16 protein-coding genes and 1 riboswitch are annotated in these 16,758 nt (G+C 69.9%); of the genes, 5 read left to right on the top strand and 11 right to left on the bottom strand.

Annotation, left to right across the window (positions count from 1 at the left end; all coding sequences use genetic code 11):
* The first annotated feature begins 9 nt into the window (after positions 1-9).
* The 3 genes from M2352_RS07595 to M2352_RS07585 all read left to right on the top strand — a co-directional run bounded on the left by M2352_RS07595 (position 10) and on the right by M2352_RS07585 (position 2,949).
* On the top strand, positions 10-462 hold the full coding sequence (locus tag M2352_RS07595; RefSeq protein ID WP_264663888.1) for a bacteriohemerythrin: 453 nt from the start codon (positions 10-12) through the stop codon (positions 460-462).
* Between the two features lie 42 nt (positions 463-504).
* Positions 505-679: riboswitch (yybP-ykoY riboswitch) on the top strand.
* A gap of 7 nt (positions 680-686) precedes the next feature.
* The gene (locus M2352_RS07590) at positions 687-1,262 is read left to right on the top strand and encodes a TMEM165/GDT1 family protein (protein WP_319802024.1); all 576 of its coding nucleotides are present in this window, start codon (positions 687-689) and stop codon (positions 1,260-1,262) included.
* Positions 1,263-1,404: 142 nt separating this feature from the next.
* Positions 1,405-2,949, top strand: coding sequence for an MDR family MFS transporter (locus M2352_RS07585; RefSeq protein WP_264663887.1), 1,545 nt, complete (start codon positions 1,405-1,407; stop codon positions 2,947-2,949).
* A 292-nt stretch (positions 2,950-3,241) separates the two neighbouring features.
* Here M2352_RS07585 and M2352_RS07580 read toward each other — a convergent pair whose 3' ends face one another.
* The 4 genes from M2352_RS07580 to M2352_RS07565 form a co-directional block, all read right to left on the bottom strand.
* Positions 3,242-4,663, bottom strand: a complete 1,422-nt coding sequence (locus M2352_RS07580; protein WP_264663886.1) for a sensor histidine kinase — start codon at positions 4,661-4,663, stop codon at positions 3,242-3,244.
* A gap of 10 nt (positions 4,664-4,673) precedes the next feature.
* Complete coding sequence (locus tag M2352_RS07575) at positions 4,674-5,351, bottom strand: winged helix-turn-helix domain-containing protein (RefSeq protein WP_264665316.1); 678 nt, start codon at positions 5,349-5,351, stop codon at positions 4,674-4,676.
* An 85-nt stretch (positions 5,352-5,436) separates the two neighbouring features.
* Positions 5,437-7,041 (bottom strand): DegQ family serine endoprotease, encoded by a 1,605-nt coding sequence (locus M2352_RS07570; protein ID WP_264663885.1) that lies wholly within the window; start codon positions 7,039-7,041, stop codon positions 5,437-5,439.
* Positions 7,042-7,144: 103 nt separating this feature from the next.
* Positions 7,145-8,386: a diaminopropionate ammonia-lyase gene (locus M2352_RS07565; protein WP_264663884.1), complete on the bottom strand. Its 1,242-nt coding sequence runs from the start codon at positions 8,384-8,386 to the stop codon at positions 7,145-7,147.
* Between the two features lie 453 nt (positions 8,387-8,839).
* On the opposite strand from M2352_RS07565, the gene M2352_RS07560 reads away from it, so the two are divergent.
* Positions 8,840-9,358, top strand: coding sequence for a septal ring lytic transglycosylase RlpA family protein (locus M2352_RS07560; RefSeq protein WP_264663883.1), 519 nt, complete (start codon positions 8,840-8,842; stop codon positions 9,356-9,358).
* A gap of 4 nt (positions 9,359-9,362) precedes the next feature.
* Here the strand turns inward: M2352_RS07560 and fliN are convergent, their stop codons facing one another.
* On the bottom strand, positions 9,363-9,662 hold the full coding sequence (fliN, locus tag M2352_RS07555; protein WP_264663882.1) for a flagellar motor switch protein FliN: 300 nt from the start codon (positions 9,660-9,662) through the stop codon (positions 9,363-9,365).
* A gap of 68 nt (positions 9,663-9,730) precedes the next feature.
* The gene (murJ, locus tag M2352_RS07550; RefSeq protein ID WP_264663881.1) at positions 9,731-11,296 is read right to left on the bottom strand and encodes a murein biosynthesis integral membrane protein MurJ; all 1,566 of its coding nucleotides are present in this window, start codon (positions 11,294-11,296) and stop codon (positions 9,731-9,733) included.
* Positions 11,297-11,569: 273 nt separating this feature from the next.
* Here murJ and M2352_RS07545 point away from each other — a divergent pair, with 273 nt between their 5' ends.
* Positions 11,570-12,349, top strand: coding sequence for an alpha/beta fold hydrolase (locus tag M2352_RS07545; protein WP_264663880.1), 780 nt, complete (start codon positions 11,570-11,572; stop codon positions 12,347-12,349).
* A gap of 3 nt (positions 12,350-12,352) precedes the next feature.
* On the opposite strand, the gene blaOXA is transcribed toward M2352_RS07545, so the two are convergent.
* The 5 genes from blaOXA to M2352_RS07520 form a co-directional block, all read right to left on the bottom strand.
* Positions 12,353-13,162, bottom strand: a complete 810-nt coding sequence (gene blaOXA / locus M2352_RS07540) for a class D beta-lactamase (protein ID WP_264663879.1) — start codon at positions 13,160-13,162, stop codon at positions 12,353-12,355.
* Positions 13,159-14,370: a ribonuclease E/G gene (locus tag M2352_RS07535; protein WP_264663878.1), complete on the bottom strand. Its 1,212-nt coding sequence runs from the start codon at positions 14,368-14,370 to the stop codon at positions 13,159-13,161. Before M2352_RS07535 ends, blaOXA begins: the two co-directional genes overlap by 4 nt.
* Positions 14,367-14,975: a Maf family protein gene (locus tag M2352_RS07530; RefSeq protein ID WP_264663877.1), complete on the bottom strand. Its 609-nt coding sequence runs from the start codon at positions 14,973-14,975 to the stop codon at positions 14,367-14,369. The genes M2352_RS07535 and M2352_RS07530 overlap by 4 nt, the downstream gene beginning before the upstream one ends.
* 34 nt (positions 14,976-15,009) lie before the next feature.
* Positions 15,010-15,228, bottom strand: a complete 219-nt coding sequence (gene infA / locus M2352_RS07525; RefSeq protein ID WP_014198195.1) for a translation initiation factor IF-1 — start codon at positions 15,226-15,228, stop codon at positions 15,010-15,012.
* A 137-nt stretch (positions 15,229-15,365) separates the two neighbouring features.
* The gene (locus tag M2352_RS07520; RefSeq protein ID WP_264663876.1) at positions 15,366-16,541 is read right to left on the bottom strand and encodes a lytic transglycosylase domain-containing protein; all 1,176 of its coding nucleotides are present in this window, start codon (positions 16,539-16,541) and stop codon (positions 15,366-15,368) included.
* Positions 16,542-16,758 lie beyond the last annotated feature (217 nt).

Raw genomic sequence — 16,758 nt, 5'->3', positions numbered from 1 at the left:
ACGGGTGGGATGACCGGCATCCAATGGCGGGAGACCATGAGCACCGGCGTGGCGCGGCTGGACGCCGACCACCGGGAGCTGATCGCCCATGTCAACGTCTTGGGCGAGATTCTGGCCGCCCCCGCCTTCGATGCCAAGGGCGCCGCCCTGGGCCTGCTGTTCCTGCTGCGTTACACCCAGGATCATTTCCCGCGCGAGGAAAAGCTGATGGAGGTGATCGACTACCCCTTCATCACCGACCACAAGGCCCAGCACGACGAGGCCACCCGCGCGCTGCACGAACTCAGCCGCCTGTTCTTTCTGTGCCCCAACCGGCTGACCACCGGGCTGCTGTACGATTTCGCCGCCGGACTGGTGCGGCACGTGATCTTCCTCGACACCAAGCTCAATGCCCATGTGCGGGGTGTGACGGAAGAGGAGGGGCAGACCGCGGAGGACCATCCCCAGAAAACAACAAGTTGAGAATCGCTCTCAATTGATTTCCCAAAACGAAGGGGTTACGGTCCGCCTGTCATTGGGGAGTAGCCGCCCTGTCGAAAGGGGGGATGCGTCAACAGACTTGGGCCCCGGCCCATGGCGCATCCGGCGATCAGCTTGGCAAGACCTTTGGCTTCACCGCTGTCCCAGGGGCTGGGCAGGGCGGGAAGCCATCGGCCGTGTCTGCCCAGCCCCCGATCGAGCCTTTGATGGAAGCCCTGCTCATTTCCACCGGTGTGGTGGCCGTTGCCGAGATCGGCGACAAGACCCAGTTGCTTGCCCTGGTCCTGGCGGCGCGGTTCCGCAAGCCCATCCCGATCATTCTCGGCATTCTGATCGCCACGCTGGCGAATCACGCGCTGGCCGCCTGGGCGGGGTCGCTGGTGGCCGGGTGGCTGGGAGCCGACGTCATGCGCTGGATTCTCGGCGTGTCGTTCCTGGCCATGGCGGTGTGGATCATGATCCCCGACGCGGTGGACGACGACACCGGGGGGGACAGCCGGTTCGGGCCGCTGATCGCCACCATCGTCACCTTCTTCCTTCTGGAAATCGGCGACAAGACCCAGATCGCCACGGTGGCCCTGTCGGCGCGGTTCAACGACCTGATGCTGGTCACCGCCGGCACCACGCTGGGCATGATGCTGGCCAACGTCCCCGCTGTGCTGCTGGGCGAAAAGGCGGCGACCAAGGTGCCGCTGAAACTGGTCCACGGCATCGCCGCCGCCATCTTCGCCGTTCTGGGCGTGCTGGCGCTGCTGAACGCCGGCAATGTCTTCGGCGGCTGATCAGAACCGGTCTTGAAAAAGTGCCCCGCCGCCGGTGCGCAAAAGGACGGCGGGGCCGTCATCCCCCAGACCGGGCTTGCGCCCCGCCGCCGGGCGGTTATGGTGACCCCGCCGTTTGCGTCGCCAACGTTCGGAAAGCACCATGTCCGAAGCCTCCGCCGGAACCCCGTCTCCCGCCGTCTTCAGCCACCGTGACATCCTGACCGTGTTCAGCGGCGTGGCGCTCGCCATGCTGATGGCGGCCATCGACCAGACCATCGTGGCGACCGCCCTGCCCACCATGGCCGGACAGTTGGGAAGCCTGGATCTGGCGTCGTGGGTGGTGTCGGCCTATCTGCTGACCGCCACCTCGACCGCCCCCATCTACGGCAAGCTGTCCGACCTGTTCGGGCGCAAGCGGGTGCTGGAGGCGGCCATCCTGTTCTTTCTGGCCGGGTCGGTGCTGTGCGCGCTGGCCCAGACCATGGTGCAACTCGTCATCTTCCGCGCCATCCAGGGGCTGGGGGGCGGCGGGCTGATGGTCCTGGCCTTCACCATCATCGCCGACGTGGTGAGCCCGCGCGAGCGCGGGCGGTACCAGGGGCTGATCGGCGCCATTTTCGCGCTGGCCAGCGTGGCCGGGCCGCTGCTGGGCGGGTTTTTCACCGAGCATCTGTCGTGGCACTGGATCTTCCTCATCAACCTGCCCATCGGCGGGGCGGCGCTGGTGATGACGGGCCGGGCGCTGGGCCGCCTGCCGCGCGGGCGCGCCCGCCCGCGGGTGGACGTGGCCGGGGCGCTGCTGCTGATGGCGGCGGTGACGTGCCTGCTGCTGCTGGTGTCCAACGGCGGCGTGCGGCTGGCGTGGACGTCGTGGCCCATCCTGGGGCTGGCGGCGGTGGGGCTGGCGCTGACCGCCGCGTTCATCTGGCACGAGCGCCGCACGGTGGAACCGGTGCTGCCGCTCAGCCTGTTCCGCGTGCGGGTGTTCGCCGTGGCGGTGACGGTGGTGGCGGTGTCGGCCATGGTGCTGTTCGGCGGCATCGTGTTCCTGCCGCTGCATCTGCAGTTGGTGCAGCAGACGGGGGCCACCGAATCGGGGCTGCTGCTGCTGCCCATGGTGCTGGGCATGACCTTCGGTGCGGCGGGCGGCGGGCGGCTGATCGCGCGCTCGGGCCGGTACAAGATCTATCCCCTGGCCGGGCTGGCGCTGTCGGCGGTGATGTACGCCATCCTGGGATTCGCCAGCCACATGGTGAGCGGGGCGCTGGGATCGTCGCTGATCCTGATCCCGCTGGGTGTGGGGCTGGGGCTGGTGATGCCGGTGATGACGGTGGCGGTGCAGAACGCGGTCGATCACCGCGACATGGGGGCGGCCACGGCCTCGGTGGGGTTCTTCCGCTCGCTGGGCGGCATGGCGGGGGTGGCGCTGTTCGGCGCGGCCCTGTCCGCCGACGTGTCGGGGCGGCTGGCGCAAGCCGGCCTGCCCGGCCTGGACCCGCGGGCGGTGATGGAACGCGGCAACGCCGTCATCGGCACCCTGCCCGCACCCGTGCAGGCCGGTGTGCTGCGCGCGTTCGAGGGCGGGTTCGAGACCACCTATCTGATGGCCGCCGGGCTGGCGGTGGTGTCGTTCCTGCTGACGCTGCTTCTGCCGGAACTGCCGCTGCGGGCCGCCCCGGCGCGCACCGACGAACCGGCGGCGTAAGGCCCCCGGTCAATCGGCCCCGGTCAATCGGCATAGAACGAAAATGACGCGCCGCTATGGCTCCCGCCGGGTTTTCAAAACGGATGCAGGCACCAATATGTCCGTTTGACGCCAATGGAGTCATTCTCGCTGATGTCATCGAACTCGAAGGCCCGCCCTCACCGGCGGGCCTTTTTTCGTCGGCGACGGGTTGGGCTACCGCCCACCCCTCTGTTTTTTTATGAATGAAACCGACGGCGTTTGGAGGAGCCGACCTCCAGGCGGGGCCGGGGCAGCCGCCCCGCGCTCCCCCTTACGCCTTGGGGAATTGCAGGGTGATGCGCAGCCCCGGCTCGTTGCCGTCCAACTCCAGCGCCGCCCCGTGCAGCCGTGCCACCGCGTCCACGAGGCTCAGCCCCAGCCCGTTGCCGGGGGAAGCACGGGCGTCGTCCAGCCGCACGAAGCGTTCCAGCACCTTGTCCCGCATCTCCGGGGGAATGCCGGGGCCGGTGTCGGCCACGGTCACCCGTGGCCCCCGCCCCCCCGTGCCCGCTTCCACGGTCAGGGTGACCGAGCCGGCGGGGGTATATTTGATGGCGTTGTCCAGCAGGTTGGCCAGCGCCTGCGACAGCAGTTGCGGGTTGCCGCTCAGCACCGGCTCGCCGCGGATGTCGGCGTGGAGTTCCAGCCCCTTGTCGTCGGCCACCGGCTCGTACAGGTCGGCGGCCATGCGCGCCACCTCCGCCAGATTGACCGGCTGGAAGTTGCGCCCGCGCGATCCCGATTCGGCCTCGGCGATGGACAACAGCGCCTTGAAGGTGTCGAGCAGCCGGTCGGCCTCGACGATGGTTTCCTGCAGGGCGGTGCGATAGACCTCGGGGTCGGCGTCCTCGCGGATCAATACCAGCTCGATGCGGGAGCGCAGGCGGGTCAGCGGCGTGCGCAGGTCGTGGGCGATGCTGTCGGTCACCTGCCGGATGCCGGTCATCAGCCGTTCGATCTGGTCCAGCATGGTGTTGAGGTTGGCGGCCAGGGTGTCGATCTCGTCACCGCTGCCGCTGCGCTTGACCCGCCCGGTCAGGTCGCCGCCCATGATGCGGCGGGTGGTGCGGTTGATGGCGTCGATCTGGCGCATGGCCCCGTGGCTGATGAGGCCGCCGCCGATCAGCCCCAGCACCACCGCCCCCGTCACCACCCAGCCCAGCGATTGCCAGATGCGGCGGCGCAGGGTGTCGATCTCGCTGGTGTCGCGCCCGACCAGAAGCTGGGCGTTGCCCGGCAGGGTGAACATCATGGCGCTGGCGGTGGACGGGCGGTTGCTGGGACCGGCGGACGAGGCCACCTGAAAATGCGCCCACCCGTTCTCGTCGGGCGGCACGTCGGGCCACGCCGACAGGTTGCCGGCCAGGATCACCCCGTTGGGTGCCCGCACCAGATAGAGGGAGTTGGTGTATTGCAGGCTGCTGCGCTGGCGCACCACCTCCAGCAGGCCGGCCAGACCGTGGCGGGCGTACTGATCCTCCAGCCCCGCCACCTCGATGGCGACGGTATCGGACATCTCGTTCTGGATGAACCCGGCGGTGGAGCGGTAGACGAACAGCAGCAGCAGGCCGGTGAACACCACGAACAGCCCGGCGTACAGAACCGACAGCCGGAACGCCATGGTGCGCCACAGCCGCGGCAGCCGCACGGCCACCCGTGCGGCGGGCCCCTCGGAAGAATGGAACAGCGGCACCGGGTGCGGCCTATCCCGCCGCGCGCAGGGAATACCCCGCACCGCGCACGGTGTGGATCAGGGCGGTGGGGAAATCCTTGTCGATCTTTTGCCGCAGCCGGGCGATGTGGACGTCGATCACGTTGGTCTGGGGGTCGAAATGATAGTCCCAGACGTTTTCCAGCATCATGGTGCGGGTGACCACGCTGCCGGCGTTGCGCATCAGGAATTCCAGCAGGGCGAATTCCCGCGGCAGCAGGTCGATGTCGCGCCCGCCCCGCTTCACCGTGCGGGTCAGCAGGTCCATTTCCAGATCGCCCACCGACAGCCGGGTCTGGGGCTGCCCGGCGCCGCGCCGGCGGACCAGCACCTCGATGCGGGCCAGAAGCTCGGAAAAGGCGAACGGCTTGGTCAGGTAATCGTCCCCGCCGGCCTTCAGCCCCTTCACCCGGTCATCGACGCTGCCCAGCGCCGACAGGAACAGCACCGGCGTGTCGTTGCCGGTGGCGCGCAGCAATTCCACCAGCGACAGCCCGTCGCGGCCCGGCAGCATGCGGTCCACGATCATGACGTCGTAGACCTCGCTGCCCGCCAGGAACAGCCCCTCTTTCCCGTCGTTGGCGATGTCCACCACATGCCCGGCCTCCTTCAGGCCCTTGGCAAGATAGGCGGACGCCTGCCGGTCGTCTTCGATCACCAGGATTTTCATGTGCATGATGGTAGCGTCCCACGGGGCCGGAGCCAAGCGGCGGAATGTGCCGCCGCTGCCGCCGGCCCCTCTGTGACAAGGCGGATCACGCCCGCGGCAGTTTCAGCGCCACGAAGCTTTCGGTGCCCTGGCGGTTGACCAGCAGCAGCACCGCCTTCTGCCCGGCCTTTTCCGCCTCGGTCACGCGGGCGATCAGGTCGGCGGGGCTCTTCACCGGCACGTCGCCCACCTGTTCGATCACGTCGCCGGGGCGCACCGGGGTTTCCCCCGCCGTCTTGGACGACACCGCGGTCACCACCACGCCGTTCACGCTCTCGTCCAGCCCCAGCTTGCCGCGGGTGGTGCGGTCCAGCGGGGCCAGGGACAGGCCCTTCAGCGCCGCGGCCATGGGCGTGGCGGAGGGGGCGCTGTCGGCCTGGGCCACCTTCTCCGCGGCGGCCATCTTGTCGATACGGGCCGACAGGGTGACCTCCTTGCCGTTGCGGATCACGGTCAGGGCGGCGCTGTTGCCGGGCTTGGTGTCGGCCACGTGGCGGGTCAGGTCGCGCAGGTCGTTGACCGGCTTGCCGTCATAGGCGGTGATCAGGTCGCCCTGACGCACGCCGGCCTTGGCGGCGGGGCTGTCGGCGGTGACCTCGGCCACCAGCGCGCCGTGGGCCTTGCCGATGTTCAGCCCTTCGGCCAGTTCCGGCGTGACCGCCTGGATGCGCACGCCCAGCCAGCCGCGTTCGACCGCCCCCTTTTCCTTCAACTGGGCCACCACGCTCTTGGCCAGATTGGAGGGGATGGCGAAGCCGATGCCCACCGACCCGCCGGTGGGGGAGAAGATGGCGGTGTTGATGCCGATCACCGCCCCGCTGGTGTCGAAGGTCGGGCCGCCCGAATTGCCGCGGTTGATGGCGGCGTCGGTCTGGATGAAGTCGTCATAGGGGCCGGCGTTGATGTTGCGCCCGCGGGCCGAGATCACCCCCGCCGTCACCGTGCCGCCCAGCCCGAAGGGATTGCCCACCGCCAGCACCCAGTCGCCCACCTTGGCCTTGTCGCTGTCGCCGAAGGCCAGATGGGGCAGCGGCGCGGAACTGGACACCTTCAGCAGCGCCAGATCGGTCTTGTCGTCGCGGCCCACCACCTGGGCCGTCAGGTCGGTGCCGTCGTTCAGGGTGACGGTGACCGCGTTGGCGCCGTCGATCACATGGTTGTTGGTCACCACATAGCCGGCGGGGTCGATGATGAAGCCCGAACCGAGCGAGGTGCCGCCGCCCCGCGGCGCCTCCGGCCGCGGGCCGTGGCCGCGGGGGCCGATCTGGTCCTGGAAGCGGCGGAAGAAATCCTCGAACGGCGATCCCGGCGGGAACATGTTCTGGAACGGGTTGTCGCCGTCGCCCTCATCGCCATCGTCCTCGGCGGTCTGGGCCGGCTTGCCGGCGTCGTGCCGGGCGGTGATGGTCACCACCGCCGGGGCCACCTTTTCCACCAGCGGCGCGAAGCTGCCCGGCAGGGACGCGGCCATGGACGGGGCGGTGATGGGGGCGGTGGGGGCCACGGAATCGTTGGCCGCCAGCACCGCGCCGGACATGCCGGCGGCACCCAGCATGGTGGTGCCCAGCAGAACGGCGGCGACGGTGCGGCGCAGGCGGCGGGCACCGGACAGAGGAGCACCGGAGGAACGGACGGAAGGCTGCGGCGTCATGGAACGGATCTCCCGTAACAGCAAGGATCGGATCTGTTCCAATAGGTAGTCCCGGCACGCTCTCCGCCGCCTTGCGCCGGGATGAATTAATTTTAAGGGAACCTCACCCCACCCGCGCCGGGCCGCACACCGCCGAGGGGGCCAGGCCGGTCAGCGCCTCGTACACCGCCGGGTCGGTCGCCCCCTCGGTGCCGAAGACCAGGACGCGGGCGTCGGGGGCAAGGCCCAGGGCGGCGCGCGCTTCCGGGTCACCGGCCACGCACAGCACCGCGGCCAGACCGGCCACGCCGGATTCCCCCGCGACCACCGGGCGGTCCCCCGCCTCCCCGCTGGCCAGCAGTTTCATGGCGGTGACGGCGGCGTCATCGGGGATGGAGACGAAGGCGTCGGCGCCGCGCTCCAGAATCGCCCACGCCAGCAGCGACGGCTGGCCGCAGGCCAGACCGGCCATCACCGTGTGCAGGCCGCCCGTGACCGTCACCGGCCGCCCGGCCTCCGCACTGCGGTACAGGCAATCGGCATCATGGGGTTCGACGACGATGAACTGGGGCCGCTGCCGCCCCCAGGTTTCCCACAGATGCCCGCACACCGCCGCCGGCAGGGCGCCGACGCCGCTCTGCACGAACACATGGGTCGGGCGTTCGCTGGCGGGCAACTGGGCGATGGCCTCGTCCACCATCACCGTGTAGCCCTGCATCACATCGCGGGGGATGTCCATATAGCCGGTGTAGGAGGTGTCGGAGACCACGAACCACCCGTTGTCCGCCGCATCCCCGGCGCAGCGGCGCACGGCGTCGTCGTAATTGCCGTCAACCACCACCACCCGCGCGCCGTATTCCTCGATGGCGTGGCGCCGCCCGGCGGAGCAGCAGGCAGGGACGTAGATCACCGCCTTGGCCCCGAACACCTGCGCCCCCCATGCCACCGACCGGCCATGGTTGCCGTCGGTGGCGGTGGTCACGGTGACGGTGCGGGTGATCTTGCCGTAGCGGCCCACCACCAGATCCAGCGCCGACACCGGCACGCCGGGGGCGCGGGCCGACACCTCGCGCTCCAGCAGGCGCAGCACGGCGTACGCCCCGCCCAGCGCCTTGAAGCTGCCGAGCGCGAAGCGGAAACTTTCGTCCTTGTACCACAGCCGGTCGATGCCCGCGGCCTTGGCCAGCCCCTTGAGCGAGCGCAGCGGGGTGGGCGCGTAGCCGGGCCAGGCGGAGATTTCCGCCCGCGCCTCCGCGAACGCCGGAAGGCTGATGATCGCCCGTTCCGACGGGCCATAGGCCCGTTCCTGGTCGGCACGGGGATTCACCAGAACCCGAGGTGTGCAGGACGGCAGCAATTCCGGCATGTCAGCGTTCTCCCTGGCCGGACAGGCGGCCCCCTGAAACGAAAGCAATCTTGGAACCCGGCGTCAAGGGGGCTGGCCACACCAAGGCCGGCGAAAACGCCGCGGATAAAATCCCGCGGCGGGCAACAGCGCATCAGTACAGTTTTCCAGCCTCCGCCCGCCTGTCCAGACAACGTATGACCGTGGGTCTACCGAACAGATCATGTCTTTTTCCCGTACGATCATGACCGAGAAAATCCCCAAACCGACTCTCATGCAGACATAACAAGTTCACCCCCTTTTCTGATATTTCCTTGGCGTCCATAAGGAGTGTCATACGGATAAAGGGGCAGTACCCGGCCTCTCCTTCGTTTGTTTGCACTGCGGGAGGAACCCCATTAGTCTGCGTCCTGTTTCGCTTGAGCCTGACCTAAGGGGAAGGCCCCAGTTCCGGGCAACAAAAAGGATGGAGTGATGGAGTTCCCGCGGACCACTTTCCGGCTTGCCGCAGCCGGCATCGTCCTGTTTTCCACCGTCACGGTCCCCGTGGCGGACGCCATGGACACCCGCAGCGGCAAGGATCTGAACCTGGCCAGCTTCCACCAGACCGGCAAGGCGTCGTGGTACGGCGGCGGCTTTCACGGAAGGGAAACCGCCAGCGGCACCCCCTTCAACCAGCACGCCCTGACCGCGGCGCACCGCAGCCTGCCGCTGGGCACCGAGGTGGTGGTCACCAATGTGGACAACGGCAAATCGGTCACCGTGACCATCAACGACCGCGGCCCCTATGTGCGCGGACGGATCATCGACCTGTCGCGCCGGGCGGCGCGCGATCTGGGGTTCGTGGGCGACGGGCTGGCCAAGGTCGCCATCACCGTGTCCGCCCCGCCCGAAAGCACCGTGCCGCCGGTGCCCCAGGCCAAGCCGGCCCCGGCCCCCGCCGACCTGCAGGTGGCCGCCGTGCCCGGCGACGAGGATGACTCGGAACGGTAGTGGCCTACCGCTTCCACTCGCGGCTGGATTTGACGAAATCGGTCAGGGTGACGCCGATCTTGTCGTCGATGATCACCACCTCGCCGCGGGCCACCAGCACGCCCTCCACATAAACGTCGGTGGGATCCTTGAGGTGGCGGTCCAATTCCACCACGGCGCCGCGGCCCAGTTTCAGCAGGTCGCGGACGCGGAGCATGGCGGTGCCGATCACCACCTTGATTTCAACGGGGGCGTCGCCGATGGCGAACTGGCCGGCATCGCCGTCGTCGGTGGCTGCCCCCAGAAGATCGTCGATGCTGCTCATGCGGCGGCTCCCTCGTCTCTGTCCTGTGGGGAGTCATGTACCCCCTCCCCTGTTCCACGGCAACGGGCTTACGTCTTCGGAGGCGGGCTCGCCCCTTTGCGCCGCCGCAAAACCGCCAGATCGGCGCGGCGGAACAGGCCCAGCGCCAGCACCAGTGCGGCATAGGCCACGATGCCCGCCGCCACCAGCGCCGCCAGCCCGCCCAGCCGTTCGCCCAGGGTGGCGCCGAAGATCCACGGGGCGAGCCACCCTTGCGCCCCCCACAGCGCCGCCGCCAGCCCCGCCGTGGCCAGCGCCAGCCGCGGCAGGTGGCGCCGCAGCCGCGCGTCCACCCGGAACAGGCCGCGGCGGTGCAGCACCAGCGCCAGCAGCCCGGCGTTGACCCACGCCCCCACCGCCGTGCCCACGGCCAGCCCCACCTGGGCCAGCGGCCCCATCAGCGCCAGCTTCAGCACCACGTTGGCCGCCACCGCCGCCAGCGCCACCCGCACGGGTGTCGCGGTGTCGTGGCGGGCGTAGAACCCCGACACCAGTGCCCGGATCACCACCATGGCCGGCAGCCCCAGGGCGTAGGCCTGCAAGGTGGCGGCGGACGCGGCGGCATCGGCGGCGGAAAAGCGCCCGTGCTGGAACAGCACCGAGATCAGCGGCAGCGCGGACACCAGGAACGCCGCCGCCGCGGGCAGCGTCAGCAGCAGCGTCAACTCGATGGCGCGGTTCTGGCTGTCCACCGCCCCGGCCTCGTCTCCGCTCTTGATGCGGCGGGCCATTTCCGGCAACAGCACGGTGCCGACCGCAATGCCGATCACCCCCAGCGGCAACTGGTTCAGCCGGTCGGCGTAATAAAGGTAGGAGACCGCCCCCGTGGGCAGCAGCGAGGCGATGAGGGTGTCGGCGAACACGCTGATCTGCGTCAGCCCCGACCCCAGCGCCGCCGGCCCCAGCACGCCCAGGAATTTCCGCACGCCGGGGGTGAGCCGCGGGCGCACCAGCGCCAGCCCCATGCCCGCCCGCCGGGCGTCCCACAGCAGGTACAGGTACTGCAGCAGCCCCGACACCAGCACGCCCCACGCCAGCGCGTGCCCCACCGTGGGCGTCAGCGGCGCCACCAGCAGCAAGGCCGCGATCAGCGACAGGTTCAACAGCACCGGGGCGGCGGCGGCGGCGGCAAAGCGCCCCACCCCGTTCAGCACCCCCCCCAGCAGCGACACCAGCGACATGAACAGCAGATAGGGAAAGGTGATGCGGGTGAACTCCACCGCCAGCGCGAACTTGTCCGGTTCGTCGGAAAAACCGGGGGCGAACACCAGCATGAACCACGGCATGATGGCCCAGAACACCCCCAGCAGAACCACCTGGACCACCACCAGCAGGCTCATCACCTGTTCGGCGAAGCGTTTGGCCCCGTCCCGCCCGTCCTGCACCAGCGTGGCCGAGAACAGCGGCACGAAGGCGGCGTTGAACGCCCCCTCGGCGAACAGCGAGCGGAAATGGTTGGGCAGCCGGAACGCCACGAAGAAGGCGTCGGCCACCGGCCCCGCCCCCAGGATGGCCGCCGTCAGCACGTCGCGGATGAACCCCAGAACCCGGCTGACCAGCGTCAGCCCGCCCACCGACAGGATGTTACGAAGCACCGATCACCGCCCCCCCGAATGACGGCGCGCAGATTACGCGAAACCGCCGTCCGCGCAACGGTGACCATGCCCTCCCCCCTTGCCCTTTCAGTTTGGAGAGCCTGACGGCTCGATTTTCGGGCTGCCGCGCGAAAATCGGCCCTCACCCAGCCCTCTCCCGGGGCGGGAGAGGGCTGTTCTTTTGACGGGGCCGGGGGACTGGACGGCCCGCCGCCGCCGCGGTTAGGGTAATGGCCCTGTCCTTGTCCCCCCGTTCCGCATCCGGTGGTTTCCATGCCCGAGGGTCTTCCCCTGTCCTTTCTCGAAGCCGGCGACACCATCGGCGGCACGCCCCTGCTGGTGCTGCACGGCCTGTTCGGGTCGGCCCGCAACTGGCAGGCCATCGCCCGCCGCCTGGGCGAGCAGCGTCACGTCTATGCCCTGGACCTGCGCAACCACGGCGGGGCACCGTGGGCGCCGGGCATGAGCTATCCCGAGATGGCCGCCGACGTGCTGCGCTTCCTCGACGACCGCGGCTTCTCCCGCGCCGCGGTGCTGGGGCATTCCATGGGCGGCAAGACCGCCATGGCGCTGGCGCTGGCCCACCCCGACCGGGTGGAGCGGCTGATCGTCGCCGACATCGCTCCCGTCACCTACACCCACACCCACGCCCCCTTCGTCGCCGCCATGAAGGCGGCGCGGCTGGACGGCCTCACCCGCCGCGGCGAGGTGGAGGCGCAGTTGGCCGACGCCGTGCCGGAGGCGCCGCTGCGCTCCTTCCTGCTGCAAAATCTGGTGCTGGAACAGGGGGCGTTCCGCTGGCGCATCAATCTGGACGCCATCGGGGCCAACATGGACCATCTGATCGGCTTCCCCGATTTCGGCGGCGCCACCTATGGCGGGCCGGCGCTGTTCATCGGCGGCACCGCGTCGGATTACATCACCGCCGCCAGCGAACCCGCCATCCACCGTCATTTCCCCAAGGCGCGGGTGGACATGATCCCCGGCGCCGGCCACTGGGTCCACGCCGAACGGCCCGAGGAGTTCACCGGGCTGGTGGAAGGGTTTCTGTAAGAGTCAGGGGGCTTTCAACAAATCCGGCAGGTCGGTCAGGAAACCGTCGCGCGCCCGCTGGCCGGCGGGCGCGTCCTCTGGCCCGTCGTCCTGGATCAGGCGGACGAACAGCACGGTCCCGCCCTCCCGCTCGGCCCAGCCGATGAACCAGCCGAAGGCGCGGGTGTGGTCCTTGGTGCCGTCGGGGGTGCGCGGATAGCCGGTGCCGGTTTCGCCCCACACCCGCCAGCCGTCCGCCGCCGCGTACGACGGCACGATGGCACGGGTGCGGTCATAGGCCATGTCGGCCACCGGCAGCCGCCGCTGCCAGAATTTTTCCAGGAAGGTGAGCTGTTCGTCGGGGGAGATGGCCAGGGACGAGCTGTGCCACGCGTGGGTCAGGCCGTTGTTCATGCCCTCGTCGCCCGACAGGTCGCCGTTGCCGTAGCCGAACGCCTCCACATAGGCGCCGAAGCGGTCCATGCCCATGGCGCTGGTCAGGGCCTGGGAATACCAGACCACGGCGTCACGCATCCAGCCGGCGGGGTCGGTGGACTGCTTCCACGCCTCCACCGGCGCCTCGTACTCGTCCTTGTAGGGCAGGACCGGGGTGTGCTCGTCCACCAGCAGCCCCAGATCGTACCCCATCAGCGCCAGGGGGATGGCGAAGCTGGACGCCGGGCTGAAACGGGTGGCGCAGGCATCGCCCAGCCGCACCCGCACCATGCCGCCTTCGGCCTCCGCCACCAGGGTGCAGACGGGGGCGGCCAGGGCCGCGCCCGTCCCCATCAGCGCCAGGACCATCGTAAGAACGGCTGTGCGGATAAGCCTCATGGTCCGTGCTCCTCGGCGGGCAGACCGTCCAGGGGGTCGGTGCCGGCCAGCGCGTCGGCCAGGGTGACGCCGCGGCGGGCGCGGGTCATCTCCACCAGCCCCAGTTTCGACACACCATACACCTGCGTCTGCACGGGATCGCCCGCCACCGCCTGCGACAGAGTGCGCAGCAGCCGCTCGCCCTCCCCCTTGGCGCGCATGTTGAGGAAATCGACGATGACGATGCCGCCGATGTTGCGCAGGCGCAGTTGCCGCGCCACCTCCGCCGCGGCATCGCGGTTGACGTCCATGGGGTTGCCGCGCTCGCCGGCATTGACGTCGATGACGGTCAGCGCCTCCGTCCGGTCGATGACCAGACAGGCTCCGCCCGGCAGCGGCACCCGCCGCCCGGCCAGCACCGCCAGTTCGGAATCGAGGTCCGCGGTTTCGAACAGCCCCGGCGGCGCCCGCTCCACCGCCCCGGCCAGGGCGGGGGCGAAGGACTCGGCCCAGGCGTGCGCGGCGGCGAACAGCCCGTGGTCCTCCACCGCGATGCGGCGCACCGGACCGGCACCATGCTCCACCAGCGCGCGGATCAGGGCGCCGGAGGGCGGCAGGCGCACGGCGGGGGCCGCCCCGCCCTCCCCCATCCGCCGCCACAGGGCGGCCAGGGCCTGGGCCTCGTGCACCAGATCGGCATCATCGGCGGTCAGGGCGCTGGCGCGGACGATCCACCCCGCCGCCCCGATCAGGGTTCCGGCGCGGCGGGCCAGCGCCTCGCGCGCGTCCCCCAGCCGTTTGGAAACGCTGAGGCCGCCGGAATGGGGAACATGGATGAGGAAACGGCCCGGCAGGGACACGTCCATGGTCAGAGGCGCGGCTTTGTCGCCCGCCCCTTCGGCCTTGACCTGCACCAGCACCGTCTGGCCGGCGCGCAGCAGCCGCCCGATGCGCGGGGGGCCGTCGCTCACAACACCGCGTACGTCCTGGGCCGGCAGCATGCCCATGGCTCCACCGCCCAGATCGACGAAGGCGGCGTTCAGCCCGGCCTGGATGCGGTCCACCCGCCCGGCCACCACCGCCCCGGCCAAGGCCGGACGGTCCACACGGTCGAGATAGAGATCGGACAGCCGCCCGCCGGTCAGCACCGCCACGCGGACCAGCGCCCCGCGGCGGTCGGCCAGGATGTTGATCGGAGCCGGGGGAGAGGCCGGGGGGCTGCCGCTCACGGCGTCAGCCAGCCCACACCCTGCAGCAGGTTCGACACCTCGAACAGCGGCAGGCCCACCACATTGGGGTGCGAGCCGCCGATCCAGCGCACGAAGGCCGCGGCCCGCCCCTGGATGGCGTAGCCGCCGGCCTTGCCGTGCCATTCGCCCGAGGCGATGTACGACTCGATCTCGGGCCGGGACAGCGGCTTGAAGGTCACGTCGGTGCGCACCAGCCGTTCCAGCCGGCGCACCACCGCCCCCGTGTCGTCGGTGACGGCCAGGGTCACGCCGCCCAGCACCCGGTGCCGCCGCCCGGTCAGCAGACCCAGGCAATAACGCGCCTGCGCCTCCGTCTCCGCTTTGGGCAGGATGCGGCGGCCACAGGCCACCACCGTGTCGGCGGCCAGGATCAGGGCGCCCGGATGACGCGCCGCCACCGCGTCCGCCTTGGCACGGGCCAAGCGGGCGGCGTGCTGCGGCGGCAACTCGTCGGGCAGCGGGGTTTCGTCGATGTCGGCGGGATCGACGGCATCCGCCGTCACGCCGATCTGCTGCAGCAAATCGACCCGGCGTGGCGAGGCCGACGCCAGGATCAACCGCTTGACGGGGACAGCTTCGGACATGCTCAAAAAGGTGTCCGCCTGGGGGGCCGTCCGCTTACTTGAAGCGGAAGGTGATCCGACCCTTGGTCAGATCATAGGGGGTCATTTCCACGTTGACCCGGTCACCCGCCAGCACGCGGATGCGGTTCTTGCGCATCTTGCCGGAGGTGTGCGCCAGCACTTCGTGCTCGTTGTCCAGCTTCACCCGGAACATCGCGTTCGGCAACAGTTCAACCACCGTGCCCGAGAACTCGATCAGATCTTCCTTCGCCATAGGCCCTTAAGTCCATCCATGAGGTCGCGCAATAACTGACCATCCGCGCCGCGCGGGTCAAGGGCATTCGCAGGAAAGATGAGCAAACGGCAGCCATGCACCGCCGGCACAGGCCCGCAAGCGGCGTTCGGCACCCTTTATGCGAGGGCATCACCCCCGCCGGCCCCCGTTTCATCCCCCGCCTGGGCCGACTGGAACGCGGCGAAGGGCGACGGCGTGCCATCGAGTCGCTGCCGCTGCTCGTCGGCGCGGGAGATGGCGGAGAACATTTCGCTGTGGTCGCTGTCCATCCGGCGGGCCAGCCGCGATACGGTTTCCGCCGCCGTCAGCGCCCGGCCCGACGCCCGGTCGTAGAACAGGCCGCGGTTGGCCTCCGCCGCCTTGGGCAGCAGTTCCGCGGCCACGGCGTTGGGCGACGACTGGGCCGCGCGCAGAAGCTGCGCCGCCCCGCCCACCCCCAGCACATAGGCGATGCGGCTTTCGGTTTCGGTGACCGGACGCTTCAGGTTGCGCGACAGCCGGTCGCGCCCCTCGGACAGGTAGCGGGCGGCCATGCCGGCGGACAGGTCCACGTCGTGGCGCAGGTCCAGGATCTGCTTGCGCACCGCCGGATCATCCACCCGCGGGATACCGTTCTTGACCGAGATCTTGGACGCCAGTTCGCTCTGGCCGTAGGCCGCGCCATAGCGCTGGAACAGGCCCAGCCACGTGCGCTCCAGGAACTGGAACGGGCCGGCAGCGGTGCTGGCGCTGTTCTTCATGCCGGGGTTCAGGCCGCTTTCCTGGGTCGCCTGGGCCAGGATGGCGGCAAAGCTGTGGCCCGACAGGCCCGCCACCTGCCGGCTGGCCAGGGTGATGCGGTCGGCATCGGCCTGGGCGGTGGAGATGGGGGGCACGGCGGGCTTGCGGCCCGGCATCACCGCGGCGATGGCCTGGGCGTCGGAACCGTCCTGCTCAGCGGGAAACGCCGGCTTCTGCCCCGGCACCGGCGGGGTGGCCCGACCGTTGGCCAGTTCCACCGGCTTTTCCCCCGGCACCGGCGGCATGCTCTGGCCGTTGGCGAGCTGCAGCGGTTTCTGGTCCGGCGGCGGCGGGGCCGACTGGCCGTTGTCCAGCACCAGCGGCACCGTGGGCTTGCGCATGGGCAGCGGCACCGACGGCAGCCGCCCGGCGTTGTTCCGGGCCGTCTGCACCCGGCTCATGGTGTCCTGGAATTCACCGGACCCACCCGACGCCGTGGCATCCCGCCCCGCCTCGGGCGGGCGATCCGCCGCGGTGGGGGCCGGGTTATAGGTCATGACCTTGATGGACATGGGTTTCCGGTGTTTTCAGCCTGTTCGCGCACCCGGACTGCGCCGTCATGGGCAGCGGTCCGTCTGCGACCCTAACACGGATCGTGCAAAAAGTCTTGAATTGACGGAATCGGGCGGGGCGGCGGCGTCCGGCCCTCACCCCCGCGCTTCGCGCGCCCCTCACCCCGCCGGGGCGAGGGGTGATGGTCCGGGCGCCCACGAAAAAGGGCGGGAAGGT

This window comes from Azospirillum fermentarium, assembly GCF_025961205.1.
GTDB classification, from domain to species: domain Bacteria; phylum Pseudomonadota; class Alphaproteobacteria; order Azospirillales; family Azospirillaceae; genus Azospirillum; species Azospirillum fermentarium.
The sequence above is the reverse complement of the archived record's forward strand: the minus strand, read 5'-3'. Positions and strand labels throughout refer to the sequence as shown.

Excerpts from the sequence above, each read along its gene's own strand:
- M2352_RS07530 (WP_264663877.1), bottom strand. The coding sequence starts at position 14,975 with ATGTCCGAAGCTGTCCCCGTCAAGCGGTTGATCCTGGCGTCGGCCTCG.
- M2352_RS07520 (WP_264663876.1), bottom strand. The coding sequence starts at position 16,541 with ATGTCCATCAAGGTCATGACCTATAACCCGGCCCCCACCGCGGCGGAT.
- M2352_RS07595 (WP_264663888.1), top strand. The coding sequence starts at position 10 with ATGACCGGCATCCAATGGCGGGAGACCATGAGCACCGGCGTGGCGCGG.
- blaOXA (WP_264663879.1), bottom strand. The coding sequence starts at position 13,162 with ATGAGGCTTATCCGCACAGCCGTTCTTACGATGGTCCTGGCGCTGATG.
- M2352_RS07560 (WP_264663883.1), top strand. The coding sequence starts at position 8,840 with ATGGAGTTCCCGCGGACCACTTTCCGGCTTGCCGCAGCCGGCATCGTC.
- infA (WP_014198195.1), bottom strand. The coding sequence starts at position 15,228 with ATGGCGAAGGAAGATCTGATCGAGTTCTCGGGCACGGTGGTTGAACTG.
- M2352_RS07590 (WP_319802024.1), top strand. The coding sequence starts at position 687 with ATGGAAGCCCTGCTCATTTCCACCGGTGTGGTGGCCGTTGCCGAGATC.
- M2352_RS07565 (WP_264663884.1), bottom strand. The coding sequence starts at position 8,386 with ATGCCGGAATTGCTGCCGTCCTGCACACCTCGGGTTCTGGTGAATCCC.
- M2352_RS07570 (WP_264663885.1), bottom strand. The coding sequence starts at position 7,041 with ATGACGCCGCAGCCTTCCGTCCGTTCCTCCGGTGCTCCTCTGTCCGGT.
- M2352_RS07585 (WP_264663887.1), top strand. The coding sequence starts at position 1,405 with ATGTCCGAAGCCTCCGCCGGAACCCCGTCTCCCGCCGTCTTCAGCCAC.
- M2352_RS07575 (WP_264665316.1), bottom strand. The coding sequence starts at position 5,351 with ATGAAAATCCTGGTGATCGAAGACGACCGGCAGGCGTCCGCCTATCTT.
- M2352_RS07545 (WP_264663880.1), top strand. The coding sequence starts at position 11,570 with ATGCCCGAGGGTCTTCCCCTGTCCTTTCTCGAAGCCGGCGACACCATC.
- fliN (WP_264663882.1), bottom strand. The coding sequence starts at position 9,662 with ATGAGCAGCATCGACGATCTTCTGGGGGCAGCCACCGACGACGGCGAT.